The 16,768-nt window shown below is 36.2% G+C and carries 18 protein-coding genes, 1 pseudogene and 1 riboswitch; of the genes and pseudogenes, 4 read left to right on the top strand and 15 right to left on the bottom strand.

All coding sequences use genetic code 11. The annotated features are described in order from the left end of the window. Positions 1 to 169 precede the first annotated feature (169 nt). From ACQKMV_RS21365 to ACQKMV_RS21395, 7 genes and pseudogenes are all read right to left on the bottom strand, one after another. Positions 170 to 429 (bottom strand): annotated as a pseudogene (locus tag ACQKMV_RS21365) (heavy metal translocating P-type ATPase); the annotation flags it as partial. A 237-nt stretch (positions 430 to 666) separates the two neighbouring features. Next, positions 667 to 1,017, bottom strand: a complete 351-nt coding sequence (locus ACQKMV_RS21370; protein ID WP_400912208.1) for an aconitate hydratase — start codon at positions 1,015 to 1,017, stop codon at positions 667 to 669. Next, the gene (locus ACQKMV_RS21375) at positions 1,010 to 1,342 is read right to left on the bottom strand and encodes a YolD-like family protein (RefSeq protein ID WP_427506343.1); all 333 of its coding nucleotides are present in this window, start codon (positions 1,340 to 1,342) and stop codon (positions 1,010 to 1,012) included. Before ACQKMV_RS21375 ends, ACQKMV_RS21370 begins: the two co-directional genes overlap by 8 nt. 13 nt (positions 1,343 to 1,355) lie before the next feature. Next, a complete protein-coding gene (locus tag ACQKMV_RS21380) occupies positions 1,356 to 2,615 on the bottom strand; it encodes a DNA polymerase thumb domain-containing protein (RefSeq protein WP_427506345.1) in 1,260 nt (419 codons plus the stop codon). After that, positions 2,612 to 2,833 (bottom strand): transcriptional regulator, encoded by a 222-nt coding sequence (locus ACQKMV_RS21385; RefSeq protein ID WP_427506346.1) that lies wholly within the window; start codon positions 2,831 to 2,833, stop codon positions 2,612 to 2,614. The genes ACQKMV_RS21380 and ACQKMV_RS21385 overlap by 4 nt, the downstream gene beginning before the upstream one ends. 22 nt (positions 2,834 to 2,855) lie before the next feature. After that, on the bottom strand, positions 2,856 to 3,104 hold the full coding sequence (locus ACQKMV_RS21390) for a hypothetical protein (RefSeq protein WP_427506348.1): 249 nt from the start codon (positions 3,102 to 3,104) through the stop codon (positions 2,856 to 2,858). Positions 3,105 to 3,618: 514 nt separating this feature from the next. After that, positions 3,619 to 3,840 (bottom strand): transcriptional regulator, encoded by a 222-nt coding sequence (locus ACQKMV_RS21395; protein WP_427506349.1) that lies wholly within the window; start codon positions 3,838 to 3,840, stop codon positions 3,619 to 3,621. Positions 3,841 to 4,084: 244 nt separating this feature from the next. Here ACQKMV_RS21395 and ACQKMV_RS21400 point away from each other — a divergent pair, with 244 nt between their 5' ends. The 3 genes from ACQKMV_RS21400 to ACQKMV_RS21410 all read left to right on the top strand — a co-directional run bounded on the left by ACQKMV_RS21400 (position 4,085) and on the right by ACQKMV_RS21410 (position 6,109). Beyond that, the gene (locus ACQKMV_RS21400) at positions 4,085 to 4,795 is read left to right on the top strand and encodes a cupin domain-containing protein (RefSeq protein ID WP_427506416.1); all 711 of its coding nucleotides are present in this window, start codon (positions 4,085 to 4,087) and stop codon (positions 4,793 to 4,795) included. Positions 4,796 to 4,940: 145 nt separating this feature from the next. Next, the gene (locus ACQKMV_RS21405) at positions 4,941 to 5,228 is read left to right on the top strand and encodes a hypothetical protein (protein WP_427506351.1); all 288 of its coding nucleotides are present in this window, start codon (positions 4,941 to 4,943) and stop codon (positions 5,226 to 5,228) included. 395 nt (positions 5,229 to 5,623) lie between these two features. Next, positions 5,624 to 6,109, top strand: a complete 486-nt coding sequence (locus tag ACQKMV_RS21410; RefSeq protein ID WP_427506352.1) for a DUF3231 family protein — start codon at positions 5,624 to 5,626, stop codon at positions 6,107 to 6,109. A gap of 52 nt (positions 6,110 to 6,161) precedes the next feature. Here ACQKMV_RS21410 and ACQKMV_RS21415 read toward each other — a convergent pair whose 3' ends face one another. The 8 genes from ACQKMV_RS21415 to dacB form a co-directional block, all read right to left on the bottom strand. Continuing rightward, positions 6,162 to 8,768: a cation-translocating P-type ATPase gene (locus ACQKMV_RS21415; protein WP_427506353.1), complete on the bottom strand. Its 2,607-nt coding sequence runs from the start codon at positions 8,766 to 8,768 to the stop codon at positions 6,162 to 6,164. A gap of 767 nt (positions 8,769 to 9,535) precedes the next feature. Further along, complete coding sequence (locus ACQKMV_RS21420) at positions 9,536 to 9,829, bottom strand: hypothetical protein (RefSeq protein ID WP_427506354.1); 294 nt, start codon at positions 9,827 to 9,829, stop codon at positions 9,536 to 9,538. Positions 9,830 to 9,888: 59 nt separating this feature from the next. Then, entirely contained in the window at positions 9,889 to 10,164 is a 276-nt protein-coding gene (locus ACQKMV_RS21425; protein WP_427506356.1) for a hypothetical protein, read from the bottom strand. Between the two features lie 208 nt (positions 10,165 to 10,372). Beyond that, on the bottom strand, positions 10,373 to 11,563 hold the full coding sequence (locus tag ACQKMV_RS21430) for an MFS transporter (protein WP_427506357.1): 1,191 nt from the start codon (positions 11,561 to 11,563) through the stop codon (positions 10,373 to 10,375). 66 nt (positions 11,564 to 11,629) lie between these two features. Then, a riboswitch (purine riboswitch) is annotated at positions 11,630 to 11,729 on the bottom strand. Between the two features lie 476 nt (positions 11,730 to 12,205). After that, entirely contained in the window at positions 12,206 to 12,763 is a 558-nt protein-coding gene (gene lepB, locus ACQKMV_RS21435; protein ID WP_427422873.1) for a signal peptidase I, read from the bottom strand. Between the two features lie 147 nt (positions 12,764 to 12,910). Beyond that, the gene (locus ACQKMV_RS21440; protein WP_427506359.1) at positions 12,911 to 13,021 is read right to left on the bottom strand and encodes a transcriptional regulator; all 111 of its coding nucleotides are present in this window, start codon (positions 13,019 to 13,021) and stop codon (positions 12,911 to 12,913) included. Between the two features lie 336 nt (positions 13,022 to 13,357). Beyond that, a complete protein-coding gene (locus ACQKMV_RS21445) occupies positions 13,358 to 14,293 on the bottom strand; it encodes an LCP family protein (protein WP_427506361.1) in 936 nt (311 codons plus the stop codon). Positions 14,294 to 14,759: 466 nt separating this feature from the next. Next, positions 14,760 to 16,193 (bottom strand): D-alanyl-D-alanine carboxypeptidase/D-alanyl-D-alanine endopeptidase, encoded by a 1,434-nt coding sequence (dacB, locus tag ACQKMV_RS21450; protein ID WP_427506362.1) that lies wholly within the window; start codon positions 16,191 to 16,193, stop codon positions 14,760 to 14,762. A 172-nt stretch (positions 16,194 to 16,365) separates the two neighbouring features. Between dacB and ACQKMV_RS21455 the strand changes: the two genes are divergently transcribed. Next, positions 16,366 to 16,737: a hypothetical protein gene (locus tag ACQKMV_RS21455; RefSeq protein ID WP_427506363.1), complete on the top strand. Its 372-nt coding sequence runs from the start codon at positions 16,366 to 16,368 to the stop codon at positions 16,735 to 16,737. Positions 16,738 to 16,768: the final 31 nt, after the last annotated feature.

Genomic DNA, 16,768 nt, shown 5'->3' on the forward strand with positions numbered 1-16,768 from the left:
TTCACTCTACCCCAACATCTTTTTTCTCATTATAAACAAAAGTACCCTATAGGATAGACTTTTTTCAAAGTGTCTATCTTATAGGGTACAGTTTATAAAAGAAATCAGCTTTTTTAACTATGACTAGTCTTTTTTACAAAGCTAAGATGTTTAATTTCCAAGCCTTTTTTTATTTTATTCTGAATCTCAGCAAGCGAAGAGAGTTGAGGATAATAAGTAATGCAGCCCCTATATCACTTAAAACTGCTAGCCATAGAATAAGGTATCCAGGGAAAATCAACACTAACGCAATAACTTTGATAATAATTGAAAAGTGTTTAATAATCATTAAAGCTTTTTACTTAATTTAATCGTATGTGGTAGTTTATCAAGGTTATCAGCCATTAATACGATATCTGCAGTTTCCATGGCTGTATCAGTCCCGCACCCCAATTGGAAGTGGGTTAATTGAACCTAGCCCATTCAATGTTGTAAATTTAAGGATGTTTAAAAAGGCTCTTTTCGATGCTAAGGGACACTTAAATACCGCGACGGAGAATCTACAAAATGGTTCTTATTATCCTAAAATCAATGAAGAGTTCTCTTTGGAAAGAGACACAATAATGATGGGAGAAGTAAAAGTTACTGTTGATTCTTTTAAAACACTAAATAGTTCTTTTGATTCCTTTATTCTAAAGCTACACGTATATGATTAATCAACAACTTTTCTACTTGTGATTTAAGAGCTTGATTTGCATAACGGAGTACTACATCATTACCTGCAGTAGCAACTTGCACGTCACTAAAGTATTCATCTACTGGTTGCCAACCTACTACTCGTATACGTTTTTGTGCAAGTTCCCGTTTGAGGTTAAAATATTCTTGTCTTAAATCCTTTAGCAATGAATCCATCATTGGGAGAAATACCGTTTTCATTTTAAACTGCTCTAATTTACAATAGTCAACCTGCAATGATTTAACTGCTAGTTCAAACAAAAGATACTTATGAAGTAACTGTCTTTCGTCGGCTTTAATCATAATAATCAGCATCCAGTTGGGCTGATTGAATACTTTGGATTGGAATACTTTTCGTTTTAAGTAGTGTTTCAAGTATGAGTTCATTAGTATTAATCGATTTAATTATTCCGGCACATTGTGTGATTTTGTAGTCCTTCCACACTTCTAATTTTATGTCCAATTGCTGATTAAAAGCTTGATCAATTGTTTTTTGTAGTTCTTCCAGTTCCCATTCAGTCAATTCTCTTGGCTGTTCTGCACTCTCTTGTTTATACTCTCTAAGAAGCTCTAAATGCTCCGGCAACATCATTGATGCCCATTTAATATTACCTCTGTCTTGTATCATTAATAAATCACTCCTACGCTAAATGACCACCAACTAAGCGATCTCGATTAATAGCCGTACCAGCTTTGGTGAAAGAAACTGCTCTTAATATTGAGGTAGCTCCAAACCTGTTGCGTATTGCATCCATTGTAGGGCCGATTATTTGACGCTGTGGCTTACGTTCATCAAATAAATCCAATTGAATGCTATGCTCTCTTTCCAGGTTGGATATTCTAACTGATAACTGACGGGCAGGCTCTCCTGCAAAGTGTTCATCTAGTAATTCAATACAAGTTTTATACATCACAAGTGTTTCGCTCGTTGGTACTGCAATCGTTTTAGATCGATGGAATCCTTTGCTCATAGCATTTCGACTATAAGAAAGACCAATACTAATTGTACGGCCAACATAACCTGCATCCCGTGTTCGCTTCATTACGTCCTCACACATTTCAAGTAGCACTACAGAGATTTCTTTACGCGTGTGGTAATCCCTCATCAGCATTTGGCCCTTCCCAAAACTTAAAGCTCCGTTTGTTATTAACGGCTCCCCTAATGTGGATAGATCTACTCCCCATGCATGGTAATAGAGTTGATTGCCCATTACACCAAAGCGCTTTTCTAATTCTTTTGGATCTGTATTAGCCAAACCACCAACTGTTTGTATTCCCATAGCATTTAGATTTGCTTCCATTCGTTTTCCTATACCCCACATTTCGGATAGAGGTCGTACAGGCCACAATTTCTTTGGAATATCCTCATAAGTCCATTTGGCAAAACCAGTTTTCTTTGCTTCAAGGTCTAAAGCTAATTTGGCTATTAACATATTTGGTCCCATACCTACTGCACTAGGTATATTAAATTGATCAAGAATAGCCCTTTGTATTTCCTTAGCCGTTTCTTCAGGTGAACCCCAAAGCTTTTCAGTGCCGGTTAAATCAACAAAACTTTCGTCTACACTATACACATGTATGGCATCAACTGGTACGTAGTTAGAGATCAATTTTGTAATCGTCATCGACATTTGAATAAAGAAACTCATTTTAGGCTCAAACAATCTAATGTCAGGATGTTTAGGTATTTCATAACGACGACTACCAGTTTTGATACTAAATTTCTCTTTCATTAAGGGGGATGCAGCAAGTACTACGCTACCTGGTTGGTCAAAATTTGCTACTACTGCAACTGGAGTTTTTAAAACATCTATCCCATGTAACATCGCTACGATACTGGCGTAAAAACATTTCATATCGATACAGATAATAGGTCTATTGGGCATACCCTCATAATTCATACAACTTCACGCTCCTTACTCACAAAAGGAATAGCGGCTAGAACATTACTGATCAAAAAAGTACGTTTTGCATGTCTTGTAAAACAAAATGCTTGAAATGAATCACCAACAATTTTAATGACTTTTACACGCCTTTTTGTTACGGAACCATCTTTTGCTACATACATCATGTTCACTAATTGTTTGCGCTGCATAGCTTTAATCAGTTGTTCTCTCACCTTAGTTTCCTCCCACTATCTCTCAAAATGCCTTAAATTGGCTAATCACTTTATATAGACTTTCGATTTGATTAAAAATAAATGTAACTAGAGCTTCATCAATTTTCACCTTTTCGTTAGTTTCAATTTCTGCGGACACGTCTACTGGTAACGGATCAACTTTCACAAATTGAATGGCACCTGGGCCTGTAAACCTTTTATATCCGATTTGAACTGAAATATCTCCTACTCCAAATAATAGCTGTGTATTATTGATATTTTTTATTGGCACAATGATTTTCCCTTTTATCTATCATATGTAAGAACATTTGTTTGTATACATAATAGAACAAACGTTTGCTTTTTGGCAAGATTAAATTTTTGGAAACAAAAAAAGACCAAGTACTCAAATTGAGCACCGGACTTACCCTTGTCAAATAGACAGCTGTAAAAGACTGAGCAGCCATCTGGTATAGATATTCTGTGCCAGATGGTTGAGTCATTAGCGTTGTATCATCATCCATCCTTTCGCTGTATATTTCTACAAATGAACCATTTCAAGACATTTGTCTCATTGTGACACATATACACATTTCTATTCATCGCTTTCCTCTAATGCCTATAATAAATTACTAAACATATCTAGGTTACAATTTAATTTTGATGATTTCGCCACAATTAAATTTCTTAGAATACATTTCACTTTTTTTGAAAATCATTATAAAAAAGGAGTTTTGCAATACAGCTTGCGTAAAAGCATTTCATATCAATACAAAAAATGTCCTTATGCGGCAGATTGTCGTAATTCATATCACCTCACGCTTCCGATGTGTAACGGGCAATATTGCTAGAACATTGTTAATAATAAACGTGCGCTTTGCCTGCCTCGTAAAGCAATATGCTGTAAAGGAATCACCAACAATCTTCATGATTTTCACACGCCTTTTCGTAATGGCACCAGACTTGGCTACATACATCATGCTAACTACTTGTTGACGCTGCATTGCTTTTATTAACTGTTCTTTCATCTTAGTTGCTCCTTTTCACTAGCTCTGTTATATGCAGTGTGCACACAAAGCTGTTTTTTGAAACAGAACGAATGTTTGTATTTAAATTATACGTACATACGTTCTTAATTAGAAGAGGTAATTGTAGCTAATTTTTAAGGAATTAGGGGATAAATAAAGTGGGCGTTCGTGTAAGCCTAAAATAGCTTTGTACATATTCTGTGCTTAAGACATGTATTGAAAACTAATTAGAAAGGATGTAATTATTAGCTCAGATATTGACTATACTTCGTCATCAACCCAGTTCACGTTTGATGTAAATGACAGTACTCTTTTTAAAAGAGATGATCGGAATTTTCTAAATATTCTAGGTGTAGAACAATTAAATACGTTAGAAAATATATCTTTGCTCGATATTTTTCTAAGTAAGAATAAGGTGATAGAACCACACTATCATCAAAATGCAGCAGAACTTGTTTATTGTATTTCTGGTGCTGCCATTGTTTCAATATTTAACCCCTTTACAAAAGAGATTAAAAACTATCCTATCGAGCCTGGCCAAGTCGCCAATGTACCGCAAGGATGGTGGCATTATGAAATTGCTACTGAGAATGACACGCATTTACTAGCCATTTTTGATGCTCCAACTCCTGAAGTTATTTTAGGTTCAGATATTTTGAAATTTACACCTTCCAATGTTATGGCCCACACTTATTGCTTAGATGAAGCTCAGTGGAAGAAAACAATTGCTCCTATCGTACCATCAACATATATCGGTCCACCTAAAGACTGTAACCGTGTAAAATCAACTGCTGAAAAGCAAAAAGATCCAAAGGAACAAAAAGATCCTCATCATAAACATAAAAATAAGTATAGACCTTCACAATTTATGAACCCATATCCGCCGTATCAATATCCAAATATGAATCCATATATGAATCCTTATGGCTCAAATCCTTATGGCTCATATTATTAAGCAATAGTAAAAAAACGGAAAGTCATTCATTCGAGTGTATGACTCGACATCATAAGCTCTACACCTTTCATCGCATAAAAATAAATAAAAAGGAAAATCTATATTTTAAGTCATAGCTTCGTTATTACTAAAAGAGGTGTAGAAAATGGAATTATTTCCGGTGATCCATACGAATTTTTGGGATGCTGTAATAGCCGTTCCAGCTGTGTTAATTATTACACAGCTAATTAAGGTATTTATGCATGTTCAGCCTAAATATGTTCCCACAATCGCCCTTGCTATTGGCTTGATTATTTCTATTTTCATTAGCCATAAACATAATCTTATTGCAGGAATATTTATGGGCTTTTTTTATGGTTACGCAGCTATTGGAAACTTTGCTGCATTAAAAACAACCATTAATAGTTTTAAAAGCAAGAAATTAAAGGAATAAACCTTTGGCTCATAGCGTGGAGTTGATTTCCGTTCCGACTGGGCGCTTTGCCGCTGACGCTTCGCTTTCGCGCAGAGCAGAGCTTCCTGGGGGCGTCCGATGAGCCGCTTCACTCGCGATGCTCGCTCCAGGGTCTCGGGCCAACACGACGTTGGTCACGAAGGCGTTATCACAGGATGTGATGCTCTTAGCCTTTGTTCCCCTATCGCAGATCCCCAAGGAGTCACCCAGCCTCCACTCCAATCAACTTATATACATGTTAGACGTTTTAACAAATGTCATCCCTTAACTTTTAGTTATGAATCCTTATATTGTAAAAAATGATTAGAATTTCATTTATCAGCACATCCTAATCTCAAATAAATGAACGAGAACGAGAGTTAGGATGTGTAAAAATGGAATTGATAAATGGAAATCTAGCAACATTACGATTTAAAGAAATTTTTAAGCTCTGGACACAGATCGGCGTTAATAATGGCTATATAGCTTCAAATCATGCATTTTTCAAGCACGCCGTTGATAAAAAATTAAAGGCTATTATCGTGGATTTTGTGCAATGTTTAAAAGAGGAAAATAGACAGCTAACTGTGTTATTAAAGGAAAATGGGGTGCTTGCCCCTTCTACCTCAATCGACTACTCAAAGTTGAGAATGGGAAATATTCGAGGAAAAGCAGCCATTAATGATACAGAAATCAGCACCATTTTGTCGATGAATATAGCTTCTTCAGTTATTTCAGTCAGTCAGGCATTAGAAATGTCTGTTAAGAAGAAGCATACTGCAAAATATGGAGAACTTCATATGAGGTATGCCATACTTGGTGCGAAGCTAATACGGCTTAGTAATGACAAAGGCTGGCTACTAGCCCCTGCTACAATTTAATGTTAAAAAGCTCTCGTTTCAATAAAACGAGAGCTTCAATATTTTTTCCTCATTATCGACTTCTCACGAACAACAGCTTGTACCACTGATTCACGATGAACGGTAGCACAGACAAGCTATAAATAAAGCCTAATTGTGCGGTACTTAATGTGGCCACTTCAAACACACCTGTAAGCATTGGAATAAACAATACTGCGTGTAAACTTAAAAAACCGATTAAGAATGCAAGCCAAGTATATTTATTCGAAAATATCCCAATGGCGAAGATAGACTCTTTAGCTCTGGAGTTGAAACCATGCACTAATCGTGACAAGCATAAAGTTGTAAATGCCATGGTGCTCGCCGTTAAAGTGTCTCCCGTTGACAACCCGATTTCAAAGGCAACCGTTGTAGAAATTGCAATTAGTAATCCTTCGAGGATCACTTGAGTAGTAAATGCTTTATTTAATAATGGTGTATGAATATTTCGGGGCTTGTCCTTCATTGTTTTTTTGTTATTCGGCTCAAGGCCGATTGCAATCGCCGGTAAACTATCCGTTAGTAAGTTAATAAATAATAGATGCACAGGCGCAAAAGGAACTGGCAAACCTAATATTGTTGCATATAAAACAACAAAAATAGCACCCGCATTCCCAGATAATAAGAACAAAATAGCATTTTTAATATTCGTATAGATACTCCTACCGTTTGCAATAGCCTTAACAATCGTTGAAAAATTATCATCCGTTAATATCATAGAGGAGGCATCCTTGGCTACCTCTGTGCCGGTAACTCCCATTGCCACACCAATGTCGGCCTGTTTTAGGGCAGGGCCATCATTAACACCATCCCCTGTCATGGCGACGACATGCCCTTTTTCTTGCCACGCTTTCACGATACGAATCTTTTGAGCCGGAGTTACGCGGGCATAAACCGAAAAATCTTTAACCTTTTCTTGAAGCTGTTGATCTGTTAGGCCTTCTATTTCATGCCCTTCAATCGCTTCAGAGGGATCATTTAAAATCCCGATTTGATTGGCAATAGCCGTTGCCGTAATTTTATGATCCCCTGTAATCATCACCGGTTTGATACCAGCTTTTATACATTTTTCAACAGCATCTTTAGATTCTTTTCTTGGAGGATCCATCATCGCGACTAACCCAACAAAGATTAAATCTTTTTCAGCCCTTACATCGATTGCTTGATTTCCCTTTACCTCTTTGTAGGCAACTGCTAGCACCCTTAACCCATTCATAGAAAAATTGCGATTTACCGCTTCGATTTTTTGGCGTTGTTGTTTTGTAATATTAAATATACCATGTGAAGTTTCTATTTTCACAATTTTAGGAAGAAGGACATCTAGTGCTCCTTTTGTAATCATGATAGATTGTTGATTGATATTATTTACAGTACTCATGAGCTTTCTATCTGAATCAAAAGGGATTTCGGCCACTCTTGGATAATGATCTCTTACCAGTAATTCATCAAAACCATATTGCTTCCCTAATTTTACAAGTGCAACCTCAGTAGGATCCCCGATTTCCTTACCGTCCCGTTCCACAGCATCACTACATAGTATTGCCTTTAACATAAGATCTTTCTCAACTGCATTTATAGTGTGTAGCTGATCATGTGGAATAACTTTTTCATCCACATATACCTCTTGTACAACCATTTTATTTTCAGTTAATGTTCCTGTTTTATCTGAACAAATGACAGATACACTTCCAAGACTTTCAACAGCATATAGCTTTCGAATAATGGCATTTTGCTTTGCCATTTTTTGTGTCCCAAAAGCTAGTACAATGGTAACAATTGAGCTTAATGCTTCTGGAATTGCTGCAACGGCAAGTGAAACAGCAAACATAAACGATTCTACAAGCGCACGTCCTCTAATAAGGTCAATCACGAAAATAGCTAAACAGATTAACGTAATCCCTAAAGCTAATTTTTCTCCGAAATGATCTAAACTTACTTGTAAGGGTGTTTTCTTCTCTTTCGCAGTATCTAGTAAATTTGCAATTTTGCCGATTTCAGTTTGCATTCCGATAGCTGTAACCATGACAATACCACGACCAGTTGTCACGAAGCTTCCAGAGTATACCATGTTCTTTTTATCAGCAACAGTTACATTGCTTTCCTTGATAGCATCGATACTTTTCGCTACAGCGATTGATTCACCTGTTAGCGAGCTTTCATTGATATGCAAATTATGACTTTCTAATAATCTCCCATCTGCATTGATATAATCGCCAGCCTCCAAATAAAGAAGATCTCCAACGACTATATCTTCCGAAGAAATCTCTATTAACTGATTATTTCGCATTACCTTGGCAATTGGAGAGGTTAAGGCTTTTAAATTATCCAAAGACTGTTCTGCCTTAACATGCTGTACAGTGCCTAGGATAGCGTTTAATATAACGACAATCATAATCACAACCGTGCTTCCTACTTCCCCTAATAGAAATGAAACGAAAGCAGCGATGAGTAAAATAATGACTAATAAATCTTTAAACTGTCCAAAGAAAACGGCAAATGCACTTGTTTTTTTCCCTTCCTCTAATACATTATAGCCGTATACTTCTTGCCTCTTTTGAACGTCAAAATCACTCAATCCTTGATCTGTCACGTTCAAAGTTCTCATAACTTCAGCTGATGATTGTTGATGATATTCTGACATTCGATTCCCCCTCCATTTGAAATTATTAGACAATCATGCCAATTAAGTAACTCACAGCAACCACTCTATACTGAATTCCTTCTCACTGACTAAATTCAGGAGAAAATGCTGTTATTAGGTTCATCACCAAAAGTTGAGGATACATTCGATCAATTATGCCTCGGCATAATTGCGTCCGGAATCGGCGTCACAGATGAGCCTCCTCGTGCCGGTAGAGAAACACATCCTGTGATAATACCTTCGTGACCAACATCCTTTTAGCCCAAGAGCTTAAAGGAACGCACCTATGAAAGCGCCCAGTAGGCACGAAAATCAACCTACTTTATGGTGATGAGCCGGTTATTAGTTAATAAGTTAGATTCCCATCAGTAGACCCCTTTGAAATATCTATCTTAGGCGGAGTAAAAATTATATGTCCTAAAAATAGTATTGAATCATCAGACACTCTATCTACTCGAGCCCCTAAAATACTTTAACTACAACAATCTATTCCTTGCCCTATTCCAGTATGATAATAATCGATATAGAAATTAAATATTTGTTTAATAGGTGAACATATAAGATAAAATGAAACTTTAATCAGTGAGGTTTTTTCATCCTTACTGACCTTCACCAGATAAATTCGCGATGACAATGAAGCCCTATTGGACAAAAGAATCTCCTCTTACTAGCTATGTGACCACTAAAAAAAGACATTTGGAATATGACTATTCCAAATGTCCTTCGTCCCATGCATAGACTCCTTATAGGCCAGCCTTGCAATTATTTTATTGTTCTAGTTGTCTCTCTTTATTCGTGACTAATAAATAATCGAGTGCACTCATTCTAGTAAGCTTATGAGTAAACTTTATAGCATCTGCTTGAGAGTCAAACATAAAGTTTTCGAGTTCGTCTGTTGGTATATATTGATCAGCGATTTTTCGTTTTAGTTTTCGTACAGATAAAGTATGTGAATCCTCTTCATATAAAATAATAGCACCCACATTTCGGTAAAGCGTCTGGTCAATCGTTGCGACAACTTTCACATTTGATCCTTTAAATTCTGTTAAATCTATTTGCATGTATTTACCAACCTCCTCTAAACTTACATTCTATCTCTCTATATCATTGTCCTTCTTTTTCAGCAGTATTTTCTGGATATTCCATCCAAAAAAATCCACTCTAAAAGTTCAACACCATAACGTGTGGTTGATTTCCGTTCCGGCTGGGCGCTTTGTTGCTGACGCTTCGCTTTCGCACAGATAAAACATTTGTTGCTGACGCTTCGCTTTCGCACAGATAAAACATTTGTTGCTGACGCTTCGCTTTCGCACAGATAAAACATTTGTAGCTGTCGCTTTGCTTTCGCTACAGAAAACATTTGTAGCTGTCGCTTTGCTTTCGCTACAGAAAACATTTGCCGCTGACGCTTCGCTTTCGCGCAGAGCAGAGCTTCCTGGGGGGCGTCCGATGAGCCGCTTAAGCAGCAGGTTCCACCCACTGAAAGAGAACCACATCCGCATTCATTTCACTTCCTTAGAGGTAAAAGCCTTCTACTGAATGAAGATAAATGACATATGTTTTAACAAATGTCATCACAACTTTTGGTGATGAGCCACTCTAAACTATGAGTTATTGTGAGCCGATTTCAGCTCTAGCTCAGCCTCCTGTGAACCTGGCGCTCTTTTTAGAGAGAAAATGGCACAGCCTAGAGCACATAAAACTAAAATGGCACCGAAGCTAGCTAAATGCGTAGCTGATCCTGTAACAGCAAACAAAGCTCCACCAACAGCTGAACCTATGGATATACCAAGTTGTAATGCAGCTGTATTTAAGCTTTGTTGAATATCAGATGTTTTTGGATCAGTTTCTATTAAATAATTTTGTAATGGAGGCGTAAGTGCCCAGCTAAGCGCACCCCATAAAATTGTCGTAGCTAAAAAGAGCGGTAAAGCAACAATCGTGTATGGAAGAATAAATAATACAACGGTAAATGTAGATACAATAATTAAAATGGCTTTCCCAGTACCAAATTTGTCACTTAGCCAACCACCTAGAGCGTTCCCACTGACAGATGCTATTCCAAAGATTAGATAACAGATACTAATCCAAGAGGCACTCATATCAAATGATTCTACTAAAAATGGTGTTAAATAAGCATAAAGCATATAATGACCAGCCAGCATAAACAGTGTTGTTAATTGTGCACTAAAGATTTTTAAATTTGCTAATGATTTAATTTGAGCCTTTAATGGGACAACTTCCACAACTGGCATTTTTTCAAGCAGTAACGCAATAAGAATCATAGATGCAGTGGAAAGAAGCGCTATTCCTAAGAACACAGTCCGCCAACCAAATGCTTCTGACACAAATATCCCCATTGGCACACCGATGACAAGTGCCGAACTTACACCTATGAAAACAAGTCCTAAAGCTCTTGCACGATGTCTTGGTTCAACAATTTTTGTTGCAATCGTTAAGGATAAGACGATGACCAATGCAGTACTCATCGCTGTGAAAATTCTAGCAATCATGACGATCAAGAATGTCGTACTAAAATACGTCATAAGATTACCTAAAGTAAAAATAAATAAAGAAATAAGATAAAGGCGCTTCCTTTCCACTTTTGCGGTTAATGATAAAAGGACAGGCGCTGATATTGCGTAGACAAGAGCAAATATTGTAATTAATTGTCCCGCTGTTGCTAAGGACACATTTAAATCTTTTGCAATTGTTGGTAATATACCACCAACAATCAGTTCCACCAATCCTACTGCAAAAGTAGTAGCGGCAAGAATATATACTCTCCAATTCATAATAATCACCCTTCATTTACACTTTCATTTTTGTAGGGAGATTTAAATAAAAAAAATCCTGACTACAAAAATGAAGCAAATTTTTGTAGTCAGGATTTTATGGTTCCTGGTAGAGACCCTCAATCCATATCATTGAGGTTATACAGATCAAATATTCACGTTAGCTATATTAGCATATCGAATTTTCCATGACAACAATTTTTTTATTATTATTTTCTTCTCTCTTATCCTTGTCACCCACAAAGTCGATCCACTATAGCACTTTCAATCATTGAAATGCAAACGCTTACGTAATAAAAAATCATTTCAAAAAGAGAAATTTTATATTTTACTTATATTTTTTTAAGTTTGACCATACATACTAATATAACAGAACATTGTGAGGTGATTGTTTGCGTATATTAGGTTTAGTATGCTATTTTTTAATGTTGTTTTATGGTGTAGAACCAGTAATAGAAGAGCTCTCAATCGATAAGCCAGCAATCATTTCTCCTAGTCTGAGCAAACAGCAAATCCCCATAAAAGAAACTGTTGAAAATTCAACAGTTTGTGTCTATTACCCCTCTTATAAAGTTTGCAAAGTAATAAACTAAAAAAGAGGCTACCAACGTAGCCTCTTTTCACTGAAGGACCAAAATTATTTTATTTTGGACCGATATGGAAACGATTAAACGGATATATTGTTAATTTAGCTTCACCATAGATGGCATCTTTAGAAATTAAGCCATAATGGCGGCTATCGGAGCTTTTTAAACGGTTGTCCCCAAGTACAAAGTACTTACCCTCAGGTACCTTTTTTTCATTAAGTAATTGCTCTAACGTGAAATTTTCTGTAATACGTAATTGATTAGGATCATCTGTTTGACGATTCACATAATCTTCCTTGTAAGCTTTGCCATTTACATACAAAACATCGTCCTTCATTTCAACTGTATCACCTGGTAAACCAATCACACGTTTAATATATAGTTCATCTTCTGTTGGTGATTGAAAGACAATTTGATCAAAGCGATCAATTTTACTCATTTTGCTTACAATAATAATATCCTTATCGTGATAAGTTGGGTACATAGAAGCGCCTTGCACTTTAATCGGTGCAAATAAAAATTGCTTACAGCCTAAAACAACTATAGCTGTAATCACAATAATTTTAAGATAGGATATTAATTCTTTTTTGAAACTTGTTTTCTCTTCTTGCATGCTCATTCCCCGATACTGTTTTTTTATAGTATAACATTTTCTACAGTATATTGACGAATTAATCACATAATTTGTTTCAAGTCACAAAAAATAGACAAAGCTATTTTATAACTTTGTCTAGATCATTCTATAATTTTTGTTTTTCGATTAAGAATGGCTACTTTGCGTAGTAGAGTGATGCTGCTCAGTGAACAAGTCTACTGCTAAAACAATACCGGTATGTAGTGCAACTACTAATAAAATTGTGCCTATAATCATCACAATCACTCCCTCAACCATTTCTAATACAATTATACACCAAATTTTCTGATATTTCAAACATTTGATGAAATAAAAAAAACCATTCAACTAGGCATGCACCCTACCTGAATGATTTTTTATGTTTTACATGAAAATTTTTAAGCACAATAGTTGTAAATGTCGCATAGCTGAACTGACTGGATTTTTTTGAACTTTACGCTTAGGTACATAGCTTTGCATGCAATTATTTAGAGCTGTATACCTAAGCACCTGGGTCCTCCCATTCATTTTTGTCCCTCCTTTCATTGTCAAAAGATTTACAGCTACCATATTCAAATTTTCACTCCTTAGAATTTATTGCAAATGGGCTTTTAATTCCGATTTTATTTTTTCTAGTTCTATATCTTCAGGGATGAAATACCAAATGTGGTCAATCTTTTTGCCATTTCCCTCTTTAAATGACAACTGCTCAATTTTACCATCCATTTTTTTATAAATACTTTGTAGTTGGATCAAGTCCTTCATTGTGAAATTCATACGAACATTCTCTCCTACTACATCAAGCATATCTGTAGCCTTTAATAATATAGAAGGTGTCGACGAGGCTTTTTTCAGAACCGCCTCAATAATTTGACGTTGGCGAATTTGACGACCAAAATCACCACGGGGATCTTCATAACGAATACGTGAAAAAATCAGTGCCTTATCACCGTCTAACGTTATCTCCCCCTTAGGGTAATGATAAGAGTCATAGGTTAAATCCATGTCATTATCAATTGTTACGCCACCAATCGTGTCGATAATTTGCAAGAAGCCCTCCATATTAATAAACACATAATAATCAATGGGTATATCTAAAAAATGCTCCACTGTATTCACCGCCATTGGAACGCCTCCAAATGCATAGGCATGGTTGATTTTATCGACGGAATTATGGCCAATAATTTCTGTACGAGTATCTCGAGGTATACTGAGCATCTTCATCGTGTGTTTTTCAGGATTCACCGTAATAACAATCATCGTGTCTGAACGTCCACTATCATTTTTACGTTGATCTACTCCAAGCAGTAACACAGAAAAAGGGTCTTTCTTCGTAACTATTTTTTGTTCTTTATTGTCATCACCTGTCGTTTCAATTAATGGTGTATTTATTTTATTCATCGTTTTTTGGATAGTGTAATAAGCAGTACCTATAAAAATTAAAAAAATTGTTAATAAGCCACCTACTATCCAAAGCCAAATTTTCTTTTTGCTCTTTTTTTCCTTAGAGCGTGTCTTGTTTTTTTCCATACATAAGTCCTCTCTTGCAAAATTTGCCCCTCTTTTTGACGTTTTAAGTTGGAAAAAAGTTAATATGCCTAATTATATGCATATTGGACGAAAAAAAGACGTACACTAGTATTTACTAAATGTACGACAAAGTATTCCTCAATTTGTAAATTACCCCTTATTTGTTAGTGTCAGCTAAATTTATGAAAAAGCGCCTTACATAATCCCACTATGTTTAATACGAAATTAGATTCATCCCCATTCATCTCACGACCAATTAAGGCTACAGATTAGCTGACGCATTTGCTTTGTAAATAACAGTAGAAAAAGGCTCAAGACAACTTTAACAGTGTCCTGAGCCTTTTTGCAGACGTCATTATAAGATTAATCATTATACACTTTTGCACATGCTTGTACAAAGTAGAATAATAATATTCATTTACTATAACCTTAAACCAATTGTCGCTAAACAAATTGTTCAGCATCCTTACATTTCGTTTGCAATCTGCTTAACAATTTCATCAATAGTTGGGATAGCTGAAGTTTTATTGGCCTGTGTCAAAATACTAAAGATATACCACTTGCCACTTTTTCCTTTTACATAGCCACTCAAAGAATATGTTCCAGTAATATAGCCTGTTTTAGCAGAAACACTATAGCCCTTCATACGATTTTCTAAAGTCGCACCAACAAGGCTGCCCTTTCTTCCTGCATGCGGTAATGCATCTAAATAAGAGTTATACCAGGATTTACTTCGAACTTTATATAATAATAGACTTTCTTGCATACTGTTTACTCGATTTTTGTGACTTAAACCTGAACCATCTTCAAAATACCACTGCTCCATATCAAGTCCAATATCACTACCATATGTACGAATCGCTTGGATGCCAGCTGACCAGCTTCCTTCCCCAAGTACCTCGCGTCCAAGTTGTTTAGTAAACATATCACCCATGCCATTAATGCTTAGCTTTAAATACCTAAAGTTAATATCCTGTAATGGTTTTGAATATGAATTACCTACCCGCTGTGCATTCTCAGGTACTTTCCCTGTTTCAAGAGGCATTGTTTGGATACCTTTTGCTACTAATTTTTCTCGAAATACATCAAGTGTATATAGAGTTGGATTATAGACAGTTACATATGTATTTTTCTGTGAACCTGCTGGTAAGTTACCAGTTACAACGATACGCTCTGTACCATATTCTCTTGTAATTTTCACAGTACTTTTCTCGCCCTTTTTAACAACTTTTGTTTTGTTAACAACCGGAATAGTACTTGCAAACGGAACAAGCTGAACATTAGCCGCAGTGCCGGCCTTTGAGCCTGTCACTTTCACTTGCACAGTTGAAATATCATATTGATCATTTGGCGAAATCGTTAATGCCGAAATACGCGAAGCATAAGGTTGATCCTCTTCCTGAGGTACAATTCCCTTCGGTAAACGATCTGCATCAAACCAAGTATCATCCCCGATTAAGGAACCTGTAATTTTCGAGATACCCATTTTTTTCAACCCATTGGCAAACGATTCTAAATGACTAGGTAAAAGCGTTGGATCTCCCCCACCTTGTAAATAGATATTACCGTGAAGAACACCATCTTCAATTGATCCATCGACATATGTCGTTGTAGCAAAGCGATAATCAGGTCCTAGTAAATCCAATGCAGCGGCGCTAACTAAAAGTTTATGCGTAGAAGCAGGGCGTATCATCTTATCACCATTTTTATTGTAAAGGACATTCCCTGTTTCTATATCTCGTACAGTAATGCTATACTCGTTATTCTTCCAATTTTTAGAAATTACGCTATTCACTTTCGTTGTCATTGTTTGCTCACTAGCACTTGCCTTCACAACAAAGGTGATTGGCGTACAACAGACCATTAAAATAATCATTAAAAAAATATTTTTCTTTTTCATAGACCCTCCAGTTTGCAAATTTCTACTTTTCATGCCTTAATTCTACGGAAAAATTTAGCATTTTACAATAAAACACTTTTTTATTTTACAAAGAATAGTAGTCATCTTTTTTATTCGACAAGAATAAACTGTTATAGCTAGCTAAATCATTTCGGGAAAGGAGTTGTTTAAAATGGGTGCTAAATGGATAAAGATTTCAGTCTTATATTTAGTGATTGTTTTGGCGTTTGGACTGTTTATGCATTATACAATTCAACTCGAATGGACGGCGACACACGCACACATCGGTGTAGTAGGTTGGCTGACAACTGGTTTTATCGGCTTAATTTATTCAGTATATAAAGAGGCAGCCGAGACAGGACTGGCCAAAGCACAATTTTGGTTCTATAATCTCGGATTGCCGTTCCTCCTTGTTGGTATGATGATGGTTTATATAGATGTACCGCACTGGTTATTTGAGCTCTTTGTATCTGGTGGCGGTATCGCAGTGGCAATTTCAGTGCTGTTCTTTTTCGTCAATGTCTTTAAAAATGTAAAATCTTAAATAGAAAGCCCCACTTTTTTCGAAAAGTGGG

The sequence above is a fragment of the Lysinibacillus sp. NPDC094403 genome, assembly GCF_050278745.1.
Taxonomy (GTDB): Bacteria; Bacillota; Bacilli; order Bacillales_A; family Planococcaceae; genus Lysinibacillus.